Origin of the sequence: Variovorax sp. OV084 (assembly GCF_900111625.1) — a bacterium.
Classification (GTDB): domain Bacteria; phylum Pseudomonadota; class Gammaproteobacteria; order Burkholderiales; family Burkholderiaceae_C; genus Variovorax.
The window spans coordinates 1,269,418-1,287,374 of record NZ_FOII01000001.1; the positions used below are offsets into that span (position 1 = coordinate 1,269,418).

Annotated in this window: 14 protein-coding genes; 9 read left to right on the forward strand and 5 right to left on the reverse strand. The window is 64.2% G+C overall.

Going from position 1 to position 17,957, the window contains the following annotated elements; translation table 11 throughout:
- Positions 1-3: 3 nt before the first annotated feature.
- Together BMW87_RS06155 and BMW87_RS34680 are read left to right on the forward strand one after the other, a co-directional pair.
- Positions 4-840, forward strand: coding sequence for a hypothetical protein (locus BMW87_RS06155; RefSeq protein WP_093075021.1), 837 nt, complete (start codon positions 4-6; stop codon positions 838-840).
- A 945-nt stretch (positions 841-1,785) separates the two neighbouring features.
- Complete coding sequence (locus BMW87_RS34680) at positions 1,786-2,214, forward strand: hypothetical protein (protein WP_143062564.1); 429 nt, start codon at positions 1,786-1,788, stop codon at positions 2,212-2,214.
- Between the two features lie 246 nt (positions 2,215-2,460).
- Here the strand turns inward: BMW87_RS34680 and BMW87_RS06160 are convergent, their stop codons facing one another.
- Positions 2,461-2,886 carry a hypothetical protein gene (locus tag BMW87_RS06160; protein ID WP_093075024.1) on the reverse strand — a complete coding sequence of 142 codons (426 nt, stop codon included), beginning with the start codon at positions 2,884-2,886 and terminating at the stop codon, positions 2,461-2,463.
- A gap of 123 nt (positions 2,887-3,009) precedes the next feature.
- On the opposite strand from BMW87_RS06160, the gene BMW87_RS06165 reads away from it, so the two are divergent.
- Complete coding sequence (locus BMW87_RS06165) at positions 3,010-3,597, forward strand: DUF6988 family protein (RefSeq protein ID WP_143062565.1); 588 nt, start codon at positions 3,010-3,012, stop codon at positions 3,595-3,597.
- A gap of 104 nt (positions 3,598-3,701) precedes the next feature.
- Entirely contained in the window at positions 3,702-3,950 is a 249-nt protein-coding gene (locus BMW87_RS06170; protein ID WP_143062566.1) for a hypothetical protein, read from the forward strand.
- 321 nt (positions 3,951-4,271) lie between these two features.
- Here BMW87_RS06170 and BMW87_RS06175 read toward each other — a convergent pair whose 3' ends face one another.
- The 3 genes from BMW87_RS06175 to BMW87_RS06185 are packed head-to-tail and all read right to left on the reverse strand — an operon-like array spanning position 4,272 to position 11,319.
- Positions 4,272-5,510: a TIGR03862 family flavoprotein gene (locus BMW87_RS06175; RefSeq protein ID WP_093075034.1), complete on the reverse strand. Its 1,239-nt coding sequence runs from the start codon at positions 5,508-5,510 to the stop codon at positions 4,272-4,274.
- Complete coding sequence (locus BMW87_RS06180; protein ID WP_093075037.1) at positions 5,507-8,767, reverse strand: UvrD-helicase domain-containing protein; 3,261 nt, start codon at positions 8,765-8,767, stop codon at positions 5,507-5,509. The genes BMW87_RS06175 and BMW87_RS06180 overlap by 4 nt, the downstream gene beginning before the upstream one ends.
- Positions 8,764-11,319, reverse strand: a complete 2,556-nt coding sequence (locus tag BMW87_RS06185; protein WP_093075040.1) for a PD-(D/E)XK nuclease family protein — start codon at positions 11,317-11,319, stop codon at positions 8,764-8,766. The genes BMW87_RS06180 and BMW87_RS06185 overlap by 4 nt, the downstream gene beginning before the upstream one ends.
- 157 nt (positions 11,320-11,476) lie before the next feature.
- On the opposite strand from BMW87_RS06185, the gene trxA reads away from it, so the two are divergent.
- Entirely contained in the window at positions 11,477-11,809 is a 333-nt protein-coding gene (gene trxA, locus BMW87_RS06190; RefSeq protein ID WP_042578306.1) for a thioredoxin TrxA, read from the forward strand.
- Between the two features lie 185 nt (positions 11,810-11,994).
- Positions 11,995-13,260 carry a transcription termination factor Rho gene (gene rho / locus BMW87_RS06195; protein ID WP_013540932.1) on the forward strand — a complete coding sequence of 422 codons (1,266 nt, stop codon included), beginning with the start codon at positions 11,995-11,997 and terminating at the stop codon, positions 13,258-13,260.
- 54 nt (positions 13,261-13,314) lie between these two features.
- On the opposite strand, the gene BMW87_RS06200 is transcribed toward rho, so the two are convergent.
- The gene (locus BMW87_RS06200; RefSeq protein ID WP_093075043.1) at positions 13,315-14,382 is read right to left on the reverse strand and encodes an oxidoreductase; all 1,068 of its coding nucleotides are present in this window, start codon (positions 14,380-14,382) and stop codon (positions 13,315-13,317) included.
- Between the two features lie 140 nt (positions 14,383-14,522).
- Between BMW87_RS06200 and BMW87_RS06205 the strand changes: the two genes are divergently transcribed.
- The 3 genes from BMW87_RS06205 (at position 14,523) to BMW87_RS06215 (ending at position 17,951) form a co-directional block, all read left to right on the forward strand.
- Positions 14,523-14,792 carry a type B 50S ribosomal protein L31 gene (locus BMW87_RS06205; protein WP_019653042.1) on the forward strand — a complete coding sequence of 90 codons (270 nt, stop codon included), beginning with the start codon at positions 14,523-14,525 and terminating at the stop codon, positions 14,790-14,792.
- Positions 14,793-14,871: 79 nt separating this feature from the next.
- Positions 14,872-16,611, forward strand: coding sequence for a hypothetical protein (locus BMW87_RS06210; protein ID WP_093075046.1), 1,740 nt, complete (start codon positions 14,872-14,874; stop codon positions 16,609-16,611).
- Positions 16,608-17,951 (forward strand): MATE family efflux transporter, encoded by a 1,344-nt coding sequence (locus tag BMW87_RS06215; RefSeq protein WP_093075050.1) that lies wholly within the window; start codon positions 16,608-16,610, stop codon positions 17,949-17,951. The genes BMW87_RS06210 and BMW87_RS06215 overlap by 4 nt, the downstream gene beginning before the upstream one ends.
- Positions 17,952-17,957 lie beyond the last annotated feature (6 nt).

The window sequence follows — 17,957 nt, forward strand, 5'->3', positions numbered from 1 at the left end:
CGGATGACTTGGCTTAACTTGCTCCCTTCGCTTGTGCTCCTAGCGCTCTGGTTATTAAAAAACCTTGTTGACACGCGACTTCAGAAAGGCGTTCAAAACGAGTACGACACAAAGCTTGCCGCGATGAATTCAGAGTTGCGAAAGGCTGAGGAGCGCTTTCGGGCAGACCTCAAATCCAAGGAGCTAGAGATTCAGGCCCTACAAAGTTCACTTTTAGCAGGGATCGCTTCGCGACGTGCGCTCACAGACAAGCGACAGATCGACGCGATAGACCAACTCTGGGAAGCAATGCATCGTCTAGGTTCTGCAAGAGTCGCCGCTCAGTGGATGGCTGCAATGAAGTTCGAACCTGTCATGAAGGAAGCAGCGCGAAATGAGCAATTCCGCAAGGTCTTTGAGGCGATCAAGTTGCCAGACGACGCTCTAGCGGAGGCGTTTGCCCTTGCCGCCAAAGCAAGACCTCACGTGTCTCCGTTGTCGTGGGCCTACTTCGCAGCATGGCAATCCGTCGTAGTGCATTCGGCCGCTCAACTCAAATTGATTCAAACAGGACTTGATCTTCCGAACCTGATGGACTCAACCCGAATGACGAACGCGGTGAAGCTTGCCCTGCCCCATCACGCGGCCTACATCGACAAGTACGGGTCAGGCGGGGGCTACCATTTGTTGGATGAGTTGGAGGACAAACTGCTCACGGAATTGCAAGTTAGTCTTGAGGGAAAAACACATGATGCTGCGAGCATGCAGCGCGCTCGACGAATCCTGGAAGAGGCCAATCGAGGCGCTTCAGTACCGCCTCCCGAGGTTCAAAGATTGGGGCAAGGCGTTCCGCCGCCCTAACCAAAGGCGCAGCGAGTGGAGCCGAAGAATACCGGGTTTTCATGGCATCCTAGCAACGCAACTTGAAGGGGATCAGCCGTCGCTGTTAGCCTCTGGAAGAACAGTCAACCAAACAACTGAGACATGCCCATCACTTGGAAGAAGTCACCGCGATTCACTCCCGCAGTGGTGCTAGCGAGGATAGGAAGAACGCGTACGCCCAACCCGAACGGGGAGGGCTCATCTTTTGCCGGTTGGGATTTGGGCCAGAGCTTACCGACGCTCCATTCAATGTTGAAGTTTCCGCCTGTGGCTCGCGACATGGACCAGCAACTACTGGTTCTTCACGGGGTAGCCCGTACATCAGGAGAGCTTTCCGCAGACAACTTTCTAGCTCAGATAAACAAGGAGCTTAGAAAGGTGCTTTCAACAAAGGAGTCGACGTACCACGTTCTTAGCTCGGTTTCACTGCGCAGTGCTGCCTCTGCGACACGCGTGACACTAGAAGATGTCACCCTAAAATTTCTTCCGGGTGCCTATCCCAAGAGATTCCTAAGCGCACGGCAAGCAGTACTGCAGGCCAAGGGGCCTCGATTTTCTGAAGAGCCCTCTACGTACAGCCGCGTTATCGCAACGGTTACCGCGAAGAATCCGTCATTGGCAATGAACCGCGCGCTCAGAGCTATTGACCTTGAACGTGCGTTCTGGTGTTTATCGTGCAACTCGGTTATGGAAATCTTCGGGGAAAGCTGGTCCCCTATCAATGCCATTCGGCTGGGCCCGGTCCACACTGTTCATGCTGCAGATGGCCGAAGTGCAGCTGACGACATTTGGTTTGAGCCCTATCACGTTCCTGCGAACACACACAACCCTAGAGAGCGAGAGGCAATCCGAAAGCGAGCGCGGTCATACTCGCAAAGATTGCGCAGGTGTTCTTACGGAGCCGCAATTGTTGAGGCTCTTCTCATGTTTGTTCGCGCTTTGGATGAGGCGAATCAAGCCACCGCGTTTACAAGGCTCTGGGCTGGCGTCGAGCGGCTCGCTTCGCCAGATCACGGCAACTACGAAGCGCTCGTTCGCCGGTGCGCGTTCCTTTGGAATGAGACACCCTTTCATGTGCAAACGCTCGAACATCTGCGGGAGTATCGGAATAGCTGCGTGCATAGTGCGGCGGATAGTGCATCCGCCAAGACGCATTGCTATCAGCTACAGCAATACTTCAAAGCGCTCGTGCACTTCCACCTGCGACATGGCCCCAAGTTCGCAACGCTTGGCGATGCAAACGCTTTTCTTGACTTACCCGCTGAGCCGGAACGCCTTGATCGACTTGCCTTGAACATTCAAAGGGCACGCCGATTCCGCGCCCCGGCTAGAACGGCCAAGCCGGACCAGTGACAAGCCTTTGATTTTTGATGCGGCTACTGCTAGATTCGTGCATCGCCGTGTGTACTGCGCCTGTGTACTGTTCACGCCAACAGGTTGGTTTTCCCAATGAAGAGCGGGTGATTCGCTGGGTTCGATTCCCTTCACCCGCTCCACGATCCCAATAAAATCAACAACTTACGTTGATTTTTCAGCACCACCCAACTACGCACTCCACTACAAGAATGACCAAGTGACACGGGGTTGAGCTATCCGACTTCAATGTCCAAAGCCAAACGGCTGCCTTAGCTCGCTGACAAACTTCGACGCGTGGCCATCCAGCACTCGGTAGTCATTCAGTCCTGGATAAAGCCCGAACGACCGCAATGCATGCAGGCGCTCAAGATCAATTTCGTTGAAATTGATCGCGTCAACCGGTGCGGGCTCAGCGTTCGCCCACGCTGCCGCAAGATGCTTTGCACCCTCAGCTGTTGCGAGCTGCATCGCCCTCGCAACCTCATCATCCGCTACCGGCGCTGAAAGACGCGACAAACGCTCGATGGATTCACGTCCTTGCTTTGCGTCTGGCCAGACAATGTAGGCGTCGATCATGTAGGGCTGCATGTGCTCTTTTCGCTCCGAAATGATGACCAAAGGTGGTGCACCGAACCTGCTCAGTGGCATGGCGTGGAGTGTGACTGACATGGATGGCTCCCAAGTTTTTGGAGTTCCATCATCGCACCACCCAGCAAAAGGGCCGCCGAAGCAGACTGTGCTGGGGTTGCTGCAGGCGCACAACGAGGCTGTGCATTTGGAGATAAGGTGATGATGTCTATTGATCAAGCTTTCCAGCGCTCTACCGAGCTTTCGGATTGGCTGTCTTCTGTTCTTCATGAACAGGGCACCGTCGAAGAAAGTCGGCGTGAGCGCATCGCATTGGTCTATGTCTCCCTCGCACTCGATCATCGCGAAGCATTCCGGTTGCTGCTTGAGCAAGGGGCGCGGGCAACCGCGATGGCCGTTACGCGGCCGATTCTTGAGGCGTATGTGCGCGGGCTTTGGGCGTTTCATCTGGCATCAGAGGATCAGATGAAAAACTTTCTAGAGGACCGCTATGACCCATCGGTGGAAAGAGTTTTTCAAGGACTGAAGAAATTGACACAACCCCACGGACAGGTGTTTGAAATCCTTCGCAATCACTATGGCACCCTTTGCGACTATGCGCATGGAGGTCCAAGGCAAGTCTCTCGCTGGTTGCGGACCGGCGAGGTTATGCCAAGGTACAGCGACGACCAGATGATCGAGGCGTTGCGCTTCGTTGATTTGGTGGGTGTACTGGCATCAATGGCAAGAGAAAGGATCATGGGGCATCCGACTGATGCTTTTGACGGCAAGGTGAATGAGTTGCTGACATAGGGTTGATTTGGGAAAAAACCTGCCGAAGCGGGCTAAGAGCAGAGTTAAGGCCATCTCAAAATTTTTCTGCGACCCGCTACGCTTATACATTTTGGGAATGGGCTATGAAGCTGGACAGTCCTGGAGCGCCGCACTCGGAACCCCTTGCGTCGGAAGAATGGACGATGGAGATGACGCAGGAGGCCAATCAGTACATCTCCATCGTTAAGCGCGACTCCACTCCGATGTGTCGTCTGTCGATTGTGGTAACGAACAAGTCTGAGGCCGAGGCCCGCACGGAACTCGCCGAAAAGGCGCGACGGTGGATTCGCGAATACCTAGAGCGCGACGCCCAACCGCCAAAGCGGGTCTGAAGGCACTTCAGCGGCCCAGCCCGTCCTGTCAAACACAATCGTTCGCCTTTGCACAGCCTGATCGCCTGATGATCGTGGAAACCTCGCGCACTACCGCCTTCGGGTTCGCGCCCTAAGCTACCATTGAAGCGTCATCGGTGCTGTAGCACTTGCCGACAAACCCGATGGTGCAACAGCCCAAATTTCTTTAACGAAATCAACGGCTTAGGCTCTATAAGGTAAGGCTCGTCAACCTCTTCAGCGGCTTCGTTTCATTCTGTGCGAAATGAAACGAGGCTTGCAAAAACTCTCAGCGACAGAAATTCCAACGGCGCGAGGCCTTCACAGGCCCAGCCGCTGGATCGCGCCGCGCGCCGCCGCGGCGCCACTGGCCATCGACGCCGTCAGCAAGTAGCCACCAGTTGGCGCTTCCCAATCGAGCATCTCCCCTGCCGCGAACACGCCGGGCAGTGCGTTCGCCATCAACTGCGCATCCAGCGCGTCGAAGCGCACGCCGCCTGCCGTGCTGATCGCCTCGTCGATCGGGCGCGTTGCGACGAGCTTCAAAGGCACGGCCTTGATCGTCGCCGCCAGTTGCGCCGCATCCTGCATCGCTTCGCGGCTCAATGCTTCGTGCAACACGCCGGCCTTGATGCCTTCTAGCCCGAGCCGGCTCTTGAGGTGGCTGCTGAGCGAGCGAGCGCCGCGCGGATGCGTCACTGCGGCCAGCACCTGCTCGGCGCTGCGGTCGGGCAGCAGGTCCAGCAGCAGCGTCGCACTTCCTTTTGCAGCGATCTCGTCGCGCAGCAGCGCCGATGCCGCATAGATCAGGCTGCCTTCGATACCCGTGGCCGTCGCAACGAACTCGCCCTTGCGTGCAAAGTGCCGCCCCTGGCTGTCGGTGAAAGAAATCGCGACCGATTTGAAGGGCTGCCCCGCAAAGCGGCTGGAGAAATGCTCGCTCCAGCCCGCACCGTCGAAGCCGGAGTTGGCGGGCAGCAGCGGCGCCACCTCCACGCCCTGCGCCTGCAGCCATGGCGCCCACGCGCCGTCGGAGCCGAGGCGCGCCCAGCTTGCGCCGCCCAATGCCAGCACCACGGCGTCGGCCTTCGCCGTGACCTCGCCAACCGGAGTGACGAATCGCAACGCCGCCGCGTCGAACGGCCCATCGCCCACCCAGCGATGCCGCATATGAAACTGCACACCCGCCGCACGCAGCCGATGCAGCCACGCACGCAGCAACGGCGCTGCCTTCATGTCGGTCGGAAACACACGCCCCGACGTGCCGACAAAGGTCTCGATTCCAAGGCCGTTCGCCCATTCGCGCACCTGCTGCGGCCCGAACTGCGCAAGCATCGGCTCCAGCTGCGCGCGGCGCTCGCCGAAGCGGCTCATGAACACATCGAAGGGCTCCGAATGCGTGAGATTCAGCCCGCCGCGGCCGGCCAGCAAAAACTTGCGGCCCACCGAAGGCATCGCGTCATAGACGTGCACTTGCGCACCGGAGGCGCTCAAGACTTCAGCCGCCATCAGGCCGGCAGGTCCGCCGCCGATGACGGCGACGGTAGGGGAAACAGTCATTCGAGATTTACCAGTTCGCCCTGCCCGGTGAGGAACGCGACGCGCACCGTGGCACCGGGATAGGCATGTTGCACTGCCGCGCGGTAGCGCTGCATCTGTGCGATCAGCGCGGCGTCCCGTTCGGGGCGCGCCGCGGATTTGTAGTCGAGGATCCACCAGGCGCCGCCGTCGCGCTCGCGCACCAGACGATCGATGCGCAAGGTTTCGCCTTCATGCACCAGCGTGACTTCGTTGCCATGCCAGTCGACCCTGCGATCGTCCCACACCCACGCCCCTTCGCCCGCGCGGATGCGCTGGGCCAGCGCGGCGGCACCGCGTGCCTGCTGGGCATCGAGCATGAATTCGCGGGCTGCGGCGCGCACGTGGGCCGCTGGCAGCGGCTCGCCCGGCACCGCCCATTCGAGCAACCGGTGCATGGCCTGGCCGAAAGCGGCGGCTCGCGCATCGATCGTGGTGTTGGCAGCCTTCTTTGCAGACGGTTGTTCGGTGGGTGCAGGCGCTACCGGCATGTGCTTCATCGAGAAGCTGGCGCCGCCGGTCTCGGTTGGAAGCGCGACCAGCGGCTCGTCGGCCTCGGTGGGCTCGCACAGGGGCTCCAGGCGCGTCCACCAGCTGCCTTCGTTGGCACGCGCCGGACGCACCGACGACAGCACCAGCCGCTCGCGTGCCCGGGTGGTGGCCACATAAAGGCCATTGAGTTCTTCGCGGTGGCGCGCGCGTTGCTCTTCTTCGAGCAGCGTTGCAGCGCAGGCCGGCGGCGTCTTCTCGCTTGCGAGGAACACGAAGCGCGTCGGCGCGCTGTCGCTGCCCCTCCATTCGACGAGCACGCCCATGGTCTGGGCGCGCGGTGGCGGCGCGTCGCAATCGAGCATGAGCACGGTGTCGGCTTCCAGCCCCTTCGCGCCGTGCACTGTCAGCAACTGCACCGCGTCGGGTGCAGCCACTGTCGGGGCACGCACGCCGCCCGCACGCAGCGCGCGCACCAGTGCATACGGCGTAGCGAAACGCGCGCCGTCAATGTCGAGCGACGCGGACAGCACGCCGCGCAGATTGGCCAGCGCGCTCTGGCGCATCGCCGCCGGAACCGCAGCGCCGAATTTCGCGAGCAAATCGCCGTCGTGAAAGATCGCGTCGAGCGCATCGTGGGGCGGCAGCGTCATCAGCCTGCGCTGCCATTTCTTGAGCTTCGGGCCCACTTCGATCAACGCTGGAGGCAGGCTCTCGTCCTTCTGGATCAACGCGAACCAGCTCACTGCACCGCGCTCGCGCTGGCGCAGCGCGAGTTGCACCAGCGCCTCGTCGTCGATGCCGAACACCGGCGACTTCAGCGCCCGCGCCAGCGAAAGATCGTGCGCGGGCGACACCAGCGCGTCGATCAGCGCAACCACGTCCTGCACTTCGGGCGCGTCGTGCAGGTCGTTTTTCTCGGGCTGCTGCACGGGGATGTGGCGCTGGCGCAGCGCGTCCTGCATGGCCGAGAGCCGGCTGCGCCTGCGCGCCAGCACCATGATCTGCCGCGGGGGCGTGCCGTCGGCGATGCGCTGCGCGACCCATTGCGCGGCCTGTTCGCATTCTTTCTGCAGCAGTTGCTCTTCGGGCAGCACGCGCGGCGTGACGAGGCTGTCGCGCCAGTGGAGCATGCCGTCGTCGGCCGGCGCTGCTTCGGCCGTATTGCCGAGCACATCACGTTCGATGGCCGGCAGCTTGAGCAGCTCGCCTTCGTCGCCGCGCTCGGTGGTGTGGGCGCGGTAGCCGTCGAACTCGCCGGCCTCCTGTGCGGCCAGCATCGCTGCGTTGACCAGCCCGACCACGGCTCGCGCATTGCGGTGGGTGTGGTCACAGTTCAGCAGCTCGCCGTCGAGCCCTTCGCGCACGAACTTCTTGGCAGCGATGAAAACCTGCGGTTCGGCGCGACGGAAGCGGTAGATGCTCTGCTTCGGGTCGCCCACGATGAACACGCGCGGCGCGCGGCCCTGAGCACCCGTGTACGCGCTGAGCCAGCCGTAGAGCGCTTGCCATTGCAGCGGATTGGTGTCCTGGAACTCGTCGATCAGCAGGTGCGCGATGCGCGCGTCGAGCCGCTCCTGCACCCATCCCGACAGGGCCGACTGGCCGAGCAGCAGTTGCGCGGCCTGCTCGACGTCGTTCATGTCGACCCAGCCGTGGGCGCGCTTCACATCGGCAAAGGCCGCGATCAGGATGCGCGTGAGCCGCGTCATGCGCTGCTGGTAGAGCCATGCGGCGTGTTGGGCCTGTGCGCCGCACAGCACCTGCAGCTCGACCTCGGCCTCTTGCGCGGCAGGGAATTTCTGCAGATTCTTGTTGAGGCGGTCCTCGGTCGCCACGAAGAAGTTCTTGCGCAGGTGCGCGAGCGCGGCCGCCAGCGAATCGCCGGAGGGTTCGCCCGTGCCGAACACGTCGATGATGGCTTCGGCCGCCTTCTGCGGCGTCTTGTTGCTCTCGCGGCCGAGCGCGGCGGCGCGGTCGAGCCAGCGCTGGCGAACCTGCTCGCCCCGCAAGGCCTCGGTCGGGTCAGCCAAGCCCTCGAGCGATGGATAGAACACGCTGAAATGCAGCACGGCGTTCTCTGCATCGGCCAGAGAGAACTCGACACGCTTCGACAGCGCCTCGCTCAAAGCCTTGGCCGTCTGCGAGCGGCCGTGCGTGGCGACGACGGCGTAGTAGTCGGCCAGCGCGTTCTTGTCGGCGGTCACGGCCTCGAAGAATGGCCGCCATGTGTGCCCGCGCGCCTCGGCGTCGTCTTCGAGCAGTTCGTAGTTCGAAGGCAGGCCCAATTCGCGCAGCACCGCCAGCGGCGCATTGCGCAGCAGGCCCGCGAACCAGGCGTGGAAGGTGCGGAACTGCACCGGCCGGCCGCCTTCGAGCAGGCGTCGGTAGAGGCCCTTCAGACGCGGCACGGCCGCCAGCGCGGCTGCAGGCTCGACGCCGCGCATCACGAGCTGGCTGACCAGCTCTTCCGGTGTTCGTTCGGCGAAGTCTTCGAGCCACTGGTCGAGCCGCTCGCGCATTTCGCCGGCCGCCTTCTTCGTGAAGGTGATGGCCAGGATCTCGTGCGGCTCGCAGGCGGATTCGCCCTCTTCGAGCAACGCACGCAGGATGCGCGACACCAGCATCCAGGTCTTGCCGGCGCCAGCACAGGCCTCGACGGCTACCGAGCGGCGCGGGTCGCATGCGACCGTGTAGAAGGCCTCGCGCGTGACGTGCCGGCCGTTGTGCTCGTAGGCTGCGCCGTTCATTTCGACGCCTCCCAGAAGTCCTTGCGGCAGAGGCCGCGGGCCGCGCAGTAGTCGCAGACAGCGCCCTCCCCCAGTGGCGGTAGCGCCGCACCCTGCGCGATGCGCGTGAAGTCATGGATGATGCCGGCCACCAATGCGTCCCTGGCTTCCACGACAGCAGGCTGCTCGACGGTCTGCGTGCCGGAGGATTTCTCGCCCACGTTGACGTAGGCCGCGCGCAAGGTGTCGTCGGCCACCAGTGCGGCGTAGAAGGCCAGCTGCGTGTCTTCGGTCGGATCTTTCACGCGCTCCTTGCTGACGGCTGCCGACTCGGTCTTGTAGTCGATCACGAAGGCTTGGCCGTCGGGCATGCGGTCGATGCGGTCGAGCCGGCCGATCAGCCGCAGGTTGCCCAGCGGCTGCTCTTTCCACGGCTCGGCTTCGGCGAAGACGGCTCCGGCCGCCTCGTGCCCGGTGAGCCAGCCGAGATAGCCATCGCGCACTGCGGGCCATGCCGCAGCGAAAGGCAGGAACTCGGCCTCGGAGAGGCTGAGCTCGTGCATCGACCGCCGGGCCGCCTCTTCGATGAGGGCGGTGCGTTCCTGCGCATCCTGCGTCGGGGTTGCGGCCAGCGCCTCTTGGAAATGGCCGAGCACGGCATGCAACCAGTTGCCGAAGTCGCGCTTGTCGATCTCGGCGTCGAGTTCGTCTGCGCTGCGCAGGCCCAGTTGCCGCAGCGCGAAAAAACGGTAGGGGCAGCGCCGCAGGTCTTCGTACACGCTGGTGGAGATGTTCTCCAGCGGCAGGAGCGCGCCCGAGGGGGTCGGATACTTTGTTGGCTGCACTGCCACCTCGCGCGGCGTGCGCGGGTCGGCCGAGGGCTGCAGCGCGTGGTCGAGCTGCAGCGCCTGCACGAGGGGGCTGGGCCGCACCGGCTCGCCGCTGGCATCAGATTGGCGCCAGATCAACTCGCACGACGGGTTGTGCAAGGCCGCAGCCCAGGCCGCACGCTGTGCAGCTTCGAGCGTTTCGCGCGACGGCAGGCCCAGTTCGAGGCGCTGCGCCGCGCTCCAGTTGCCGGGCGGCTCGGGCGATGCTGGCAGGCGGCGGTCGTCGCAGCCGGGAATGACCACCGCGCCGAACGCGCGGCCCAGCAGTTGGTATAGCGGCAGCACCACGACCTTCGGCGCCTGGTCGCCAGCGGGGGGCACGAAGCTCGCGTCTTCCAGCACGTCGCGGACCCAGGCGGTGAATTCGGCCAGCGTGTGACGGCCACCGGGAAATTCGTCGTCGTCGCCGTGCGCGCCGGCATCGAGCCACAGGGCGCCGATCACTTTGCCGCCGGCGAGGTCTTCGTCGAGCAACGCCCATTGGCCGCTGGCCTCCAGCAGTTCGCGCAGCGCGTGCAGCCATTCGGCCAAGGGGCGCGAGCGGGTCATGGGCGCTCGGCGCTCTTCGATGGCCTCGGTGAAGGACAGCAGCGTGGCGTCTTGTGGTTTCTCGCTGCGTGCCATGAATGCACACCACGCCGACCAGTCGCGCTGGCCTTCACGGCGCAGACGTGCTTCGAGCAGCTGTACGGTCGGTGCGTCACCGTCGACGCCGCTCTTGAGCCATTCGAGCACCTGGTCGCTGGCGGCGTCGTGGGCGCAGGCGCGCAGCGCGCTCATCAGCGTGGCGGCGGCGCGCGTGGTCGAGAGCTTCCAGCCGGTTTCGTCGTGCGTGACGACGCCTTGCGCGCTCAACTGGGCGCTGATGCGGCGCGTGAGGGCACGGTCGGTCGCGACCAGGGCGACCGGTGCGCGGTCTTCGGCGAGGTGGCGCAGCACGCAGGCGGCGGCGAGTTCTGCCTCGTCTTCGGGGTCGAGGGCGATATGCGAGGCACAGGGTTGCGCCAGCACACCGGAGGGCACTAGCGAGAGATGAAGGGCATGGTCGCCCCACAGCTTGCAGAGAGATTGCGTGAGCGGATCGGTCTGGAAGCCCTCGAGCACGATCAGCCCATCGACCTGCGCGCGGGTGCTGTCGCGCTGGAGCACGTCGGTTGCGTAGCCCGAGGTCGAGGTCCACGCGACGGCGATGCGGATCAGCGCGCTTTCTATGCGGAACCACTCCGATTCGCTGCCCGCCTCGGCCACGCTCGCCGCGTGCTGCGCCCATTCGCCGCCCCGCTCCTCGGGCGTCACGGCAGCGGCGAGGGGCGCCAGTTGATACGCCAGCTCGACGACGCGGCCGGCCAAGGCGAAGCGCTCGGCGTTGAAACCGGCCTGCGACAGCAGTGCCTGCGCCGTGACGAGATCGCGCGCCATGTCGTGCGCGATGTCGTAGCCGGTCGGCACGAAACCGCCCGCGCTGCGGGCCCAGTTGTGGGTGGTTTCGAAGCGCGGCACGAAGCCGGGGCTGCCGCATCGCGCCCACATGGCGCGCGCCACGCCCATCAGCTGCGCATAGGGCACCAGCACCACGGTGCGGGCGGCATGCAGCTGGCGCTCGGCGAGCGCGCGGACGATCCGCGCGACGACGCCGTCGGCGGAATCGCACCACAGGGCCTGGACAGGGTGGCCTTCGTTCATGTTCTATCGAGGGGTTGGAGAGCGCGTGGACGTGACACGCAAGGGCTTTGGCTATCGCCGCCATAGCGGCCCTGCAAGGCACGCCACCCCTTGGTTTCTGTCACAATGACCAGCACTTTAGCTGCACCGAAACTCTCTGCGCACAAGGATCCATCACATGGCCAGCGAACTCATCAAACACATCTCCGATTCCTCCTTCGAGGCCGACGTGCTCAAGTCCAGCCAGCCCGTGCTGGTCGACTACTGGGCCGAATGGTGCGGCCCCTGCAAGATGATCGCCCCCATCCTGGACGAAGTGTCGGCCACCTACGAAGGCAAGCTGCAGATCGCCAAGCTGAACGTGGACGAGAATCGCGACATCCCCGCCAAGTTCGGCATTCGCGGCATCCCCACGCTGATGCTGTTCAAGGACGGCCAGCTGGCCGCCACCAAGGTCGGCGCCATGAGCAAGGCGCAACTCACGGCCTTCATCGACCAGCAACTCGCTTAAGCGACATTTCAACCGGCCAGCGCGCAATGCGTTGGCCGGCGCGTTTTTCCTGTCATAATCTCCCACAGATCACCGGCCCTTTCATTCAGGCAACCGGTTCGAGTTCCCCGGTTGGTGAGGCAGTTCTCGCTTCACACCCAACCTCCCCCCGTTTTCCGTTCGATTACCCCGCGAGGGGTCATTCCATGCACTTAAACGAACTCAAGGCACTCCACGTGTCTGAAGTCCTCAAGCAGGCTGAAGCGCTTGAGATCGAAAACGTCGGCCGCATGCGCAAGCAGGAGCTGATGTTCGCGATCATCAAGAAGCGCGCAAAAGCCGGCGAGCAGGTCTTCGCCGACGGTGTGCTCGAAATACTGCCCGACGGCTTCGGCTTCCTGCGCAGCCCCGACACCAGCTTCACGGCCAGCACGGACGACATCTACATCTCGCCCAGCCAGGTGCGTCGCTTCAACCTGCACACCGGCGACATGATCGAAGGCGAAGTGCGCACGCCCAAGGACGGCGAGCGCTACTTCGCACTGACCAAGCTCGACAAGGTCAACGACGGTCCGCCGGAGCAGAACAAGCACAAGGTGATGTTCGAAAACCTGACGCCGCTGTTCCCCAAGGAGCAGATGAAGCTGGAACGCGACGGCGTCAAGGGCGAAGAGAACATCACGGGCCGCATCATCGACATCATCGCGCCCATCGGCAAAGGCCAGCGCGCCCTGCTCGTGGCGCCGCCCAAGAGCGGCAAGACGGTGATGATGCAGCATATCGCCCACGCGATCAGTGCCAACTACCCCGACGTTCACATGATGGTGCTGCTCGTCGACGAGCGCCCTGAAGAAGTGACCGAAATGCAGCGTACGGTGAAGGGTGAAGTCATTGCTTCGACCTTCGACGAGCCCGCTGCGCGCCATGTGCACGTCGCCGAAATGGTGATCGAGCGCGCCAAGCGCCTGGTCGAACTCAAGAAGGACGTGGTGATCCTGCTCGACTCGATCACCCGCCTGGCCCGCGCCTACAACAACGTCGTGCCCTCGTCGGGCAAGGTGCTGACGGGCGGTGTCGATTCCAACGCCCTGCAGCGCCCCAAGCGCTTCCTGGGCGCCGCGCGGAACGTGGAGGAAGGCGGCTCGCTGACCATCATCGGCACCGCGCTGATCGATACCGGCAGCCGCATGGACGAAGTGATCTTCGAAGAGTTCAAGGGCACCGGCAACTCCGAAATCCACCTCGACCGCCGCCTGTACGAAAAGCGCGTGTTCCCCTCGATCCAGCTCAATCGCAGCGGCACGCGCCGCGAAGAACTGCTGCTGGCTCCCGAGATCTTGCAGAAGACCCGCATCCTGCGTCAGCTCATGTACAACATGGACGAGATCGAGTCGATGGAGCTGATGCTCAAGAACATGAAGGCGACCAAGACCAATGTCGAGTTCTTCGACATGATGCGTCGCGGCGGCTGAGCATCACGCTCTCCCGCAAAAGCGCGTTGGCCCTAACGGGTCAACGCGCTTTTTTCATGGGCGCCCTGCATGCAGGGCGCGGCCTTCGAGGGCGCTCTGGCGGCCGAGGTCAAGCAGTTCCATCAGAGCGACAGCCTGCTCGGGCGGCACGGGGTTCGAGCCGCGGCCGAGGATGGCATCGCGCACTGCGACGTAGTAGTCGACATAGTTGCCGGCGCGGGTGGGAATGTTGCGCTTGCTGGATGCCCCATCACTGCCAATCAGCGTGAGCTCGCCATCGAGCGGATCTGCGCCCCACCCTTCGGCCGGCGGTCGCTGCCCGGCGCGCAGCGCATCTTCCTGCGTATCGACGCCGTGCTTGACGTAGCTGCCGCGCGTGCCGTGGACGATGTAGCGCGGTGCCGCATGCGCTGCCAACGTCGTCGAATGCAGCACCACGCGCAGCGGCGCGTGCGGCCCACTGTCGTACCGCAGCACGGCGTGAAAGTAGTCCTCGACCACGGCGCCATCGCGCAGGACCGCAGTGTCGAGTTGAACCGTGTCAGGCCGGCCGAACAGTTGCACCGCCTGGTCGACCAGATGAGCACCCAGGTCCACCCAAAGGCCCGAACCCGGCACGGCCTGCTCGCGCCAGCGCTCCTTTACCTCGGGCCGGAAGCGGTCGAAATGCGACTCCAGGTACACGGGGCGGCCCAGCTCACCGGACGCCAGAACATCCTTGAGGGTCAGGAAATCGGCATCGAAACGCCGGTTCTGGTAGACCGCAAGGACACGATTGTTGCGCTTAGACAACAATTCAAGCGCCCTCGCCTCGGCCACATCGAGCGTGAAAGGCTTGTCCACTACCACGTGCTTGCCGGCCTCCAGCGCCGCTCTGGCGACCGGATAGTGCTGGGCGTTGGGCGTTGCCACCACAACCAGGTCGATGTCGGAGCGGGCCACGAGCGTCGCTACGTCCGGCACCACGGCAACACCGGGCCAGTCGGCGTGCACCCTGTGCGGCTGCGAACTAGCCACAGCCGCCAATTCGAGCCCCGGAACGGCCGAAAGCACGGGCGCGTGGAAGGTCTGGCCGGCAAAACCATAGCCAACGAGGCCGACACGAAGAAGCGCAGAGGTCATGGGGGAGGCCCGGTTTGCTCGGAAATGGGGCAGTATGCGATAATCATGGGCTCCGCGAAAAGTGCGGCTGGGCAGCTTCGTCCGGCACGTGGCTCTCGCATCGACCGCGCATTGATTCCAACAGCGCAAAAGGAAAGACCATGGCAAAAGAAGGCATCCACCCGAATTACCGCGAAGTTCTGTTCGTCGACATGTCGAACGGCTTCAAGTTCGTGACCCGTTCGTGCGCGAACACCAAGGAAATGGGCAAGACCGACGACGGTCGCGAACTGCCGCTGTTCAAGCTCGATACCACGAGCGAATCGCACCCGTTCTACACCGGCACGCAGAAGTCGGTCGACAACATGGGCGGCCGCGTCGAGAAGTTCCGCAACCGCTTCGGCAAGACCACCGGCGCTGCTTCGAAGTAAGGCACGCGCTTTTGCGTCGAGGGCAGCCCGGTTTACCGCGCTGCCCTTTTTCTTTCTGAATCCTGCCTTTTTCCGCCACTTGAACCTGCCCACTCCCGCGATCGTTGCCCAGAGCGCCGTGCGCCGGCTGCCGCGCATCGCATTGCTTCTGCTGTGCGCGGCCTACCTGCTGCCGGGCCTGGTTGGCCGGGGTCCCTGGAAGAGCGCCGACATCACGGCCTTCGGCTACATGTCCGAACTGGCTCGCAGCACCGAAGGCATCGCACGCTGGTTCGATCCCATGCTGCTGGGCCTGCGCCCGGAAACACCCGCCCTGATCCCTTACTGGATCGGCGCCCTGGCCATCAAGATCGCCCCGTCGTGGCTGAACCCCGACCTGGCCGTGCGCGTTGCGTTCGCGTTCCTGCTCTGGGGCGCCTTCACCGCCACCTGGTACGCCGTGTACTACCTGGCCCGCACGGCGCGCGCCCAGCCCGTGGCTTTTGCCTTCGGCGGCGAGGCCCGGCCGACCGACTACGCACGCGCCATCGCCGACGGCGGCCTGCTGGCACTGATCGCCTGCCTCGGCCTGGCCCAGCTCGGCCACGAGACCACGCCCGCACTGGCGCAGCTGTTCTTCGCCTCGCACCTGTTCTATGGCGTGGCCGCACTGCCCTACCGCCGCACCGGCCCGGTGATCGCGCTGACCGTGGGCACCATCGGCATTACGCTGAGCGGCGCGCCCACCGTCGGGCTCGCGCTGGCCATCGGCAGCGCGCTGTACATCGCGTACGAACGCCGGCTCGCCGCGCAGTCCGAACGCGAAAACGCCGACAACAACGAAGACAACGGCCCCGGCTACACACGAGGCGCCCTCCTCACGATGATCGGCATCACGGTGCTGGCAGCGGTGCTGGTGTTCGGCCTGAAGCTGCCGACATGGAAGATCACCGTGGTCGGCGGTTCGCTGCTCGGTGACGTGCGCAGCCAGGCAAAGCTGCTGCTGTGGTTCACCTGGCCGGTCTGGCCACTCGCCATCTGGACGCTGTGGCGCTGGCGGCGCCAGCTCACGTCGCGCCACGTCGCACTGCCCTTCTGGTTCGCGCTGGTGCCGCTGGCCGCCACCTGGACTACCGACTACTCCGACCGTTCGCTGCTGCTGGCGCTGCCCGCCTTCGCCACGCTCGCCGCGTTCGCCCTGCCAACCTTCCGGCGCAGTGCTGCAGCTCTGATCGACTGGTTCAACGTGCTGTTCTTCAGCGGCCTCGCCGTGCTGGGCTGGATCTACTGGATCGCCATGCAGACCGGCGTTCCACCCAAGCCAGCCGCCAGCGTCACGCGACTGGTGCCCGGCTTCGTGCCCGAGTTCTCTCCCATTGCCGTGGCGCTCGCCGTGGCTGCGACCATCGCCTGGTGCTGGCTGGTGCGCTGGCGCACGGGGCGGCACCGCGCTGCGCTCTGGAAGACGCTGGTGCTGCCAGCCGGCGGCACGGCACTGTGCTGGATGCTGCTGATGACGCTGTGGCTTCCGCCCATCGACTACGCACGCAGCTTCGCGCCTCAAGTGCGCGCCGTGGCTGAACGCGTCGGCCAGCCGCGCTGCATCGCCGAGCTCGCGCTCAGCCGTCCGCACATTGCGGCGCTGCGCCACCACGGCAACTTCAACGTGCAGCCGCTGCTGCTGGGCACTGACTGCCCGTGGCTGCTCGCAAGCCCCGAAACCATCGAGCGCCTGCACACCATCATTCCCTTCGACCAGTGGCGCTTTGCCGGCACGCTGCGCCGCCCCAGCAGCGCGGCCGACGACCTCTTGCTCTACCAGAAGATCACGCCGCAGTGAGGAGCGAACGGGCTCTGATCGCGCGGCACGCGGGCACGGTGCTCGTGGGCCAGCTGGCCGTGATGGCTTTCGGCGTGACCGACACCATCATCGCGGGCCGCTACTCCGAGCACGCGCTGGCCGCCCTCTCGGTCGGCGCCGCCATCTTCGTCAGCGTATACGTCTCGCTGATGGGCGTGCTGCAAGCTCTGCTGCCGGTCTGGGCCGAACTACATGGCGGCGGCCGCGGCAGTGAAGTGGGCCGCTCGGTGCGGCAATCGCTATACCTCGCCGCGATTGCCGTTGTGGTCGGCATGACGATCCTGCTGCTGCCGGGCGCATCCCTGCGATGGACCCGGGTGCCGCCGGAAATGCGCGGCGAAGTCGAAGCCTATCTCGCGGTGCTGGCCTTTGCGCTGGCGCCGGCTCTGCTCTTCCGCCTGTTCAGCACGCTCAACCAGAGCCTGGGCAGACCCCAACTCGTGACGTGGCTGCAGTTGGGTTCGCTGGTCGTGAAGCTGCCATTGTCGATCTGGTTCACTTTCGGCGGCGCGGGCCTGCCGGCCATGGGCCTCGTGGGCTGCGGCTGGGCCACGCTGTGCGTGAACTGGGCGATGCTCGGCTGCGCCATCTGGCTGCTGCGCAACCGTCCGTTCTACCGCGACTACGGGCTCTGGAAGCGCCTTGAGGCGCCCGACTGGCAGCAGATCCGCAAGTTCGCGCGGCTCGGCGTGCCAGGCGGCCTGGCGGTACTGGTCGAAGTGACCTCGTTCACGCTGATGGCCCTGTTCATCGCTCGCCTCGGCACCACAGCCGCGGCGGCGCACCAGATCGCGTCGAACCTGCTGGCCGTGGCCTACATGACCCCACTGTCGCTGGCCATCGCGACCAGCGCGCGCGTGAGCTTCTGGCTCGGCGCCGGGGACGCAGCCAAGGCTCGCCACGCTTGCCGCCTGGGCTTCGAACTGACGGCGCTGTGTGCACTGTTCTATGCCACCGCCATGGCCGTGCTGCGCTACGAGCTCGCCAACGTGTATTCCGACAACCCGGCCGTGATCGCGATGGCGGGCGCGCTGTTGCTGGCCGTGGCCCTGTATCACTTCGCGGATGCGGTGCAGACCTTCTGCGTGTTCGTGCTGCGGTGCTACCGGGTCACGCTGGCACCGCTGGTGATCTATTGCGCGATGTTGTGGGGACTGGGCCTTGGCGGAAGCTATCTGCTCGCGTACCACGGTCTGGGCCCCTGGGCCGCCATGCAGTCGCCGCTGGCGTTCTGGATCATGAGCGCCGCCGCGCTGGCCCTGACGGCCCTGCTGTTCGGTGCACTGCTGCGCTGGACGATGCGCCAGCGCGCAAGATAAGCCGCG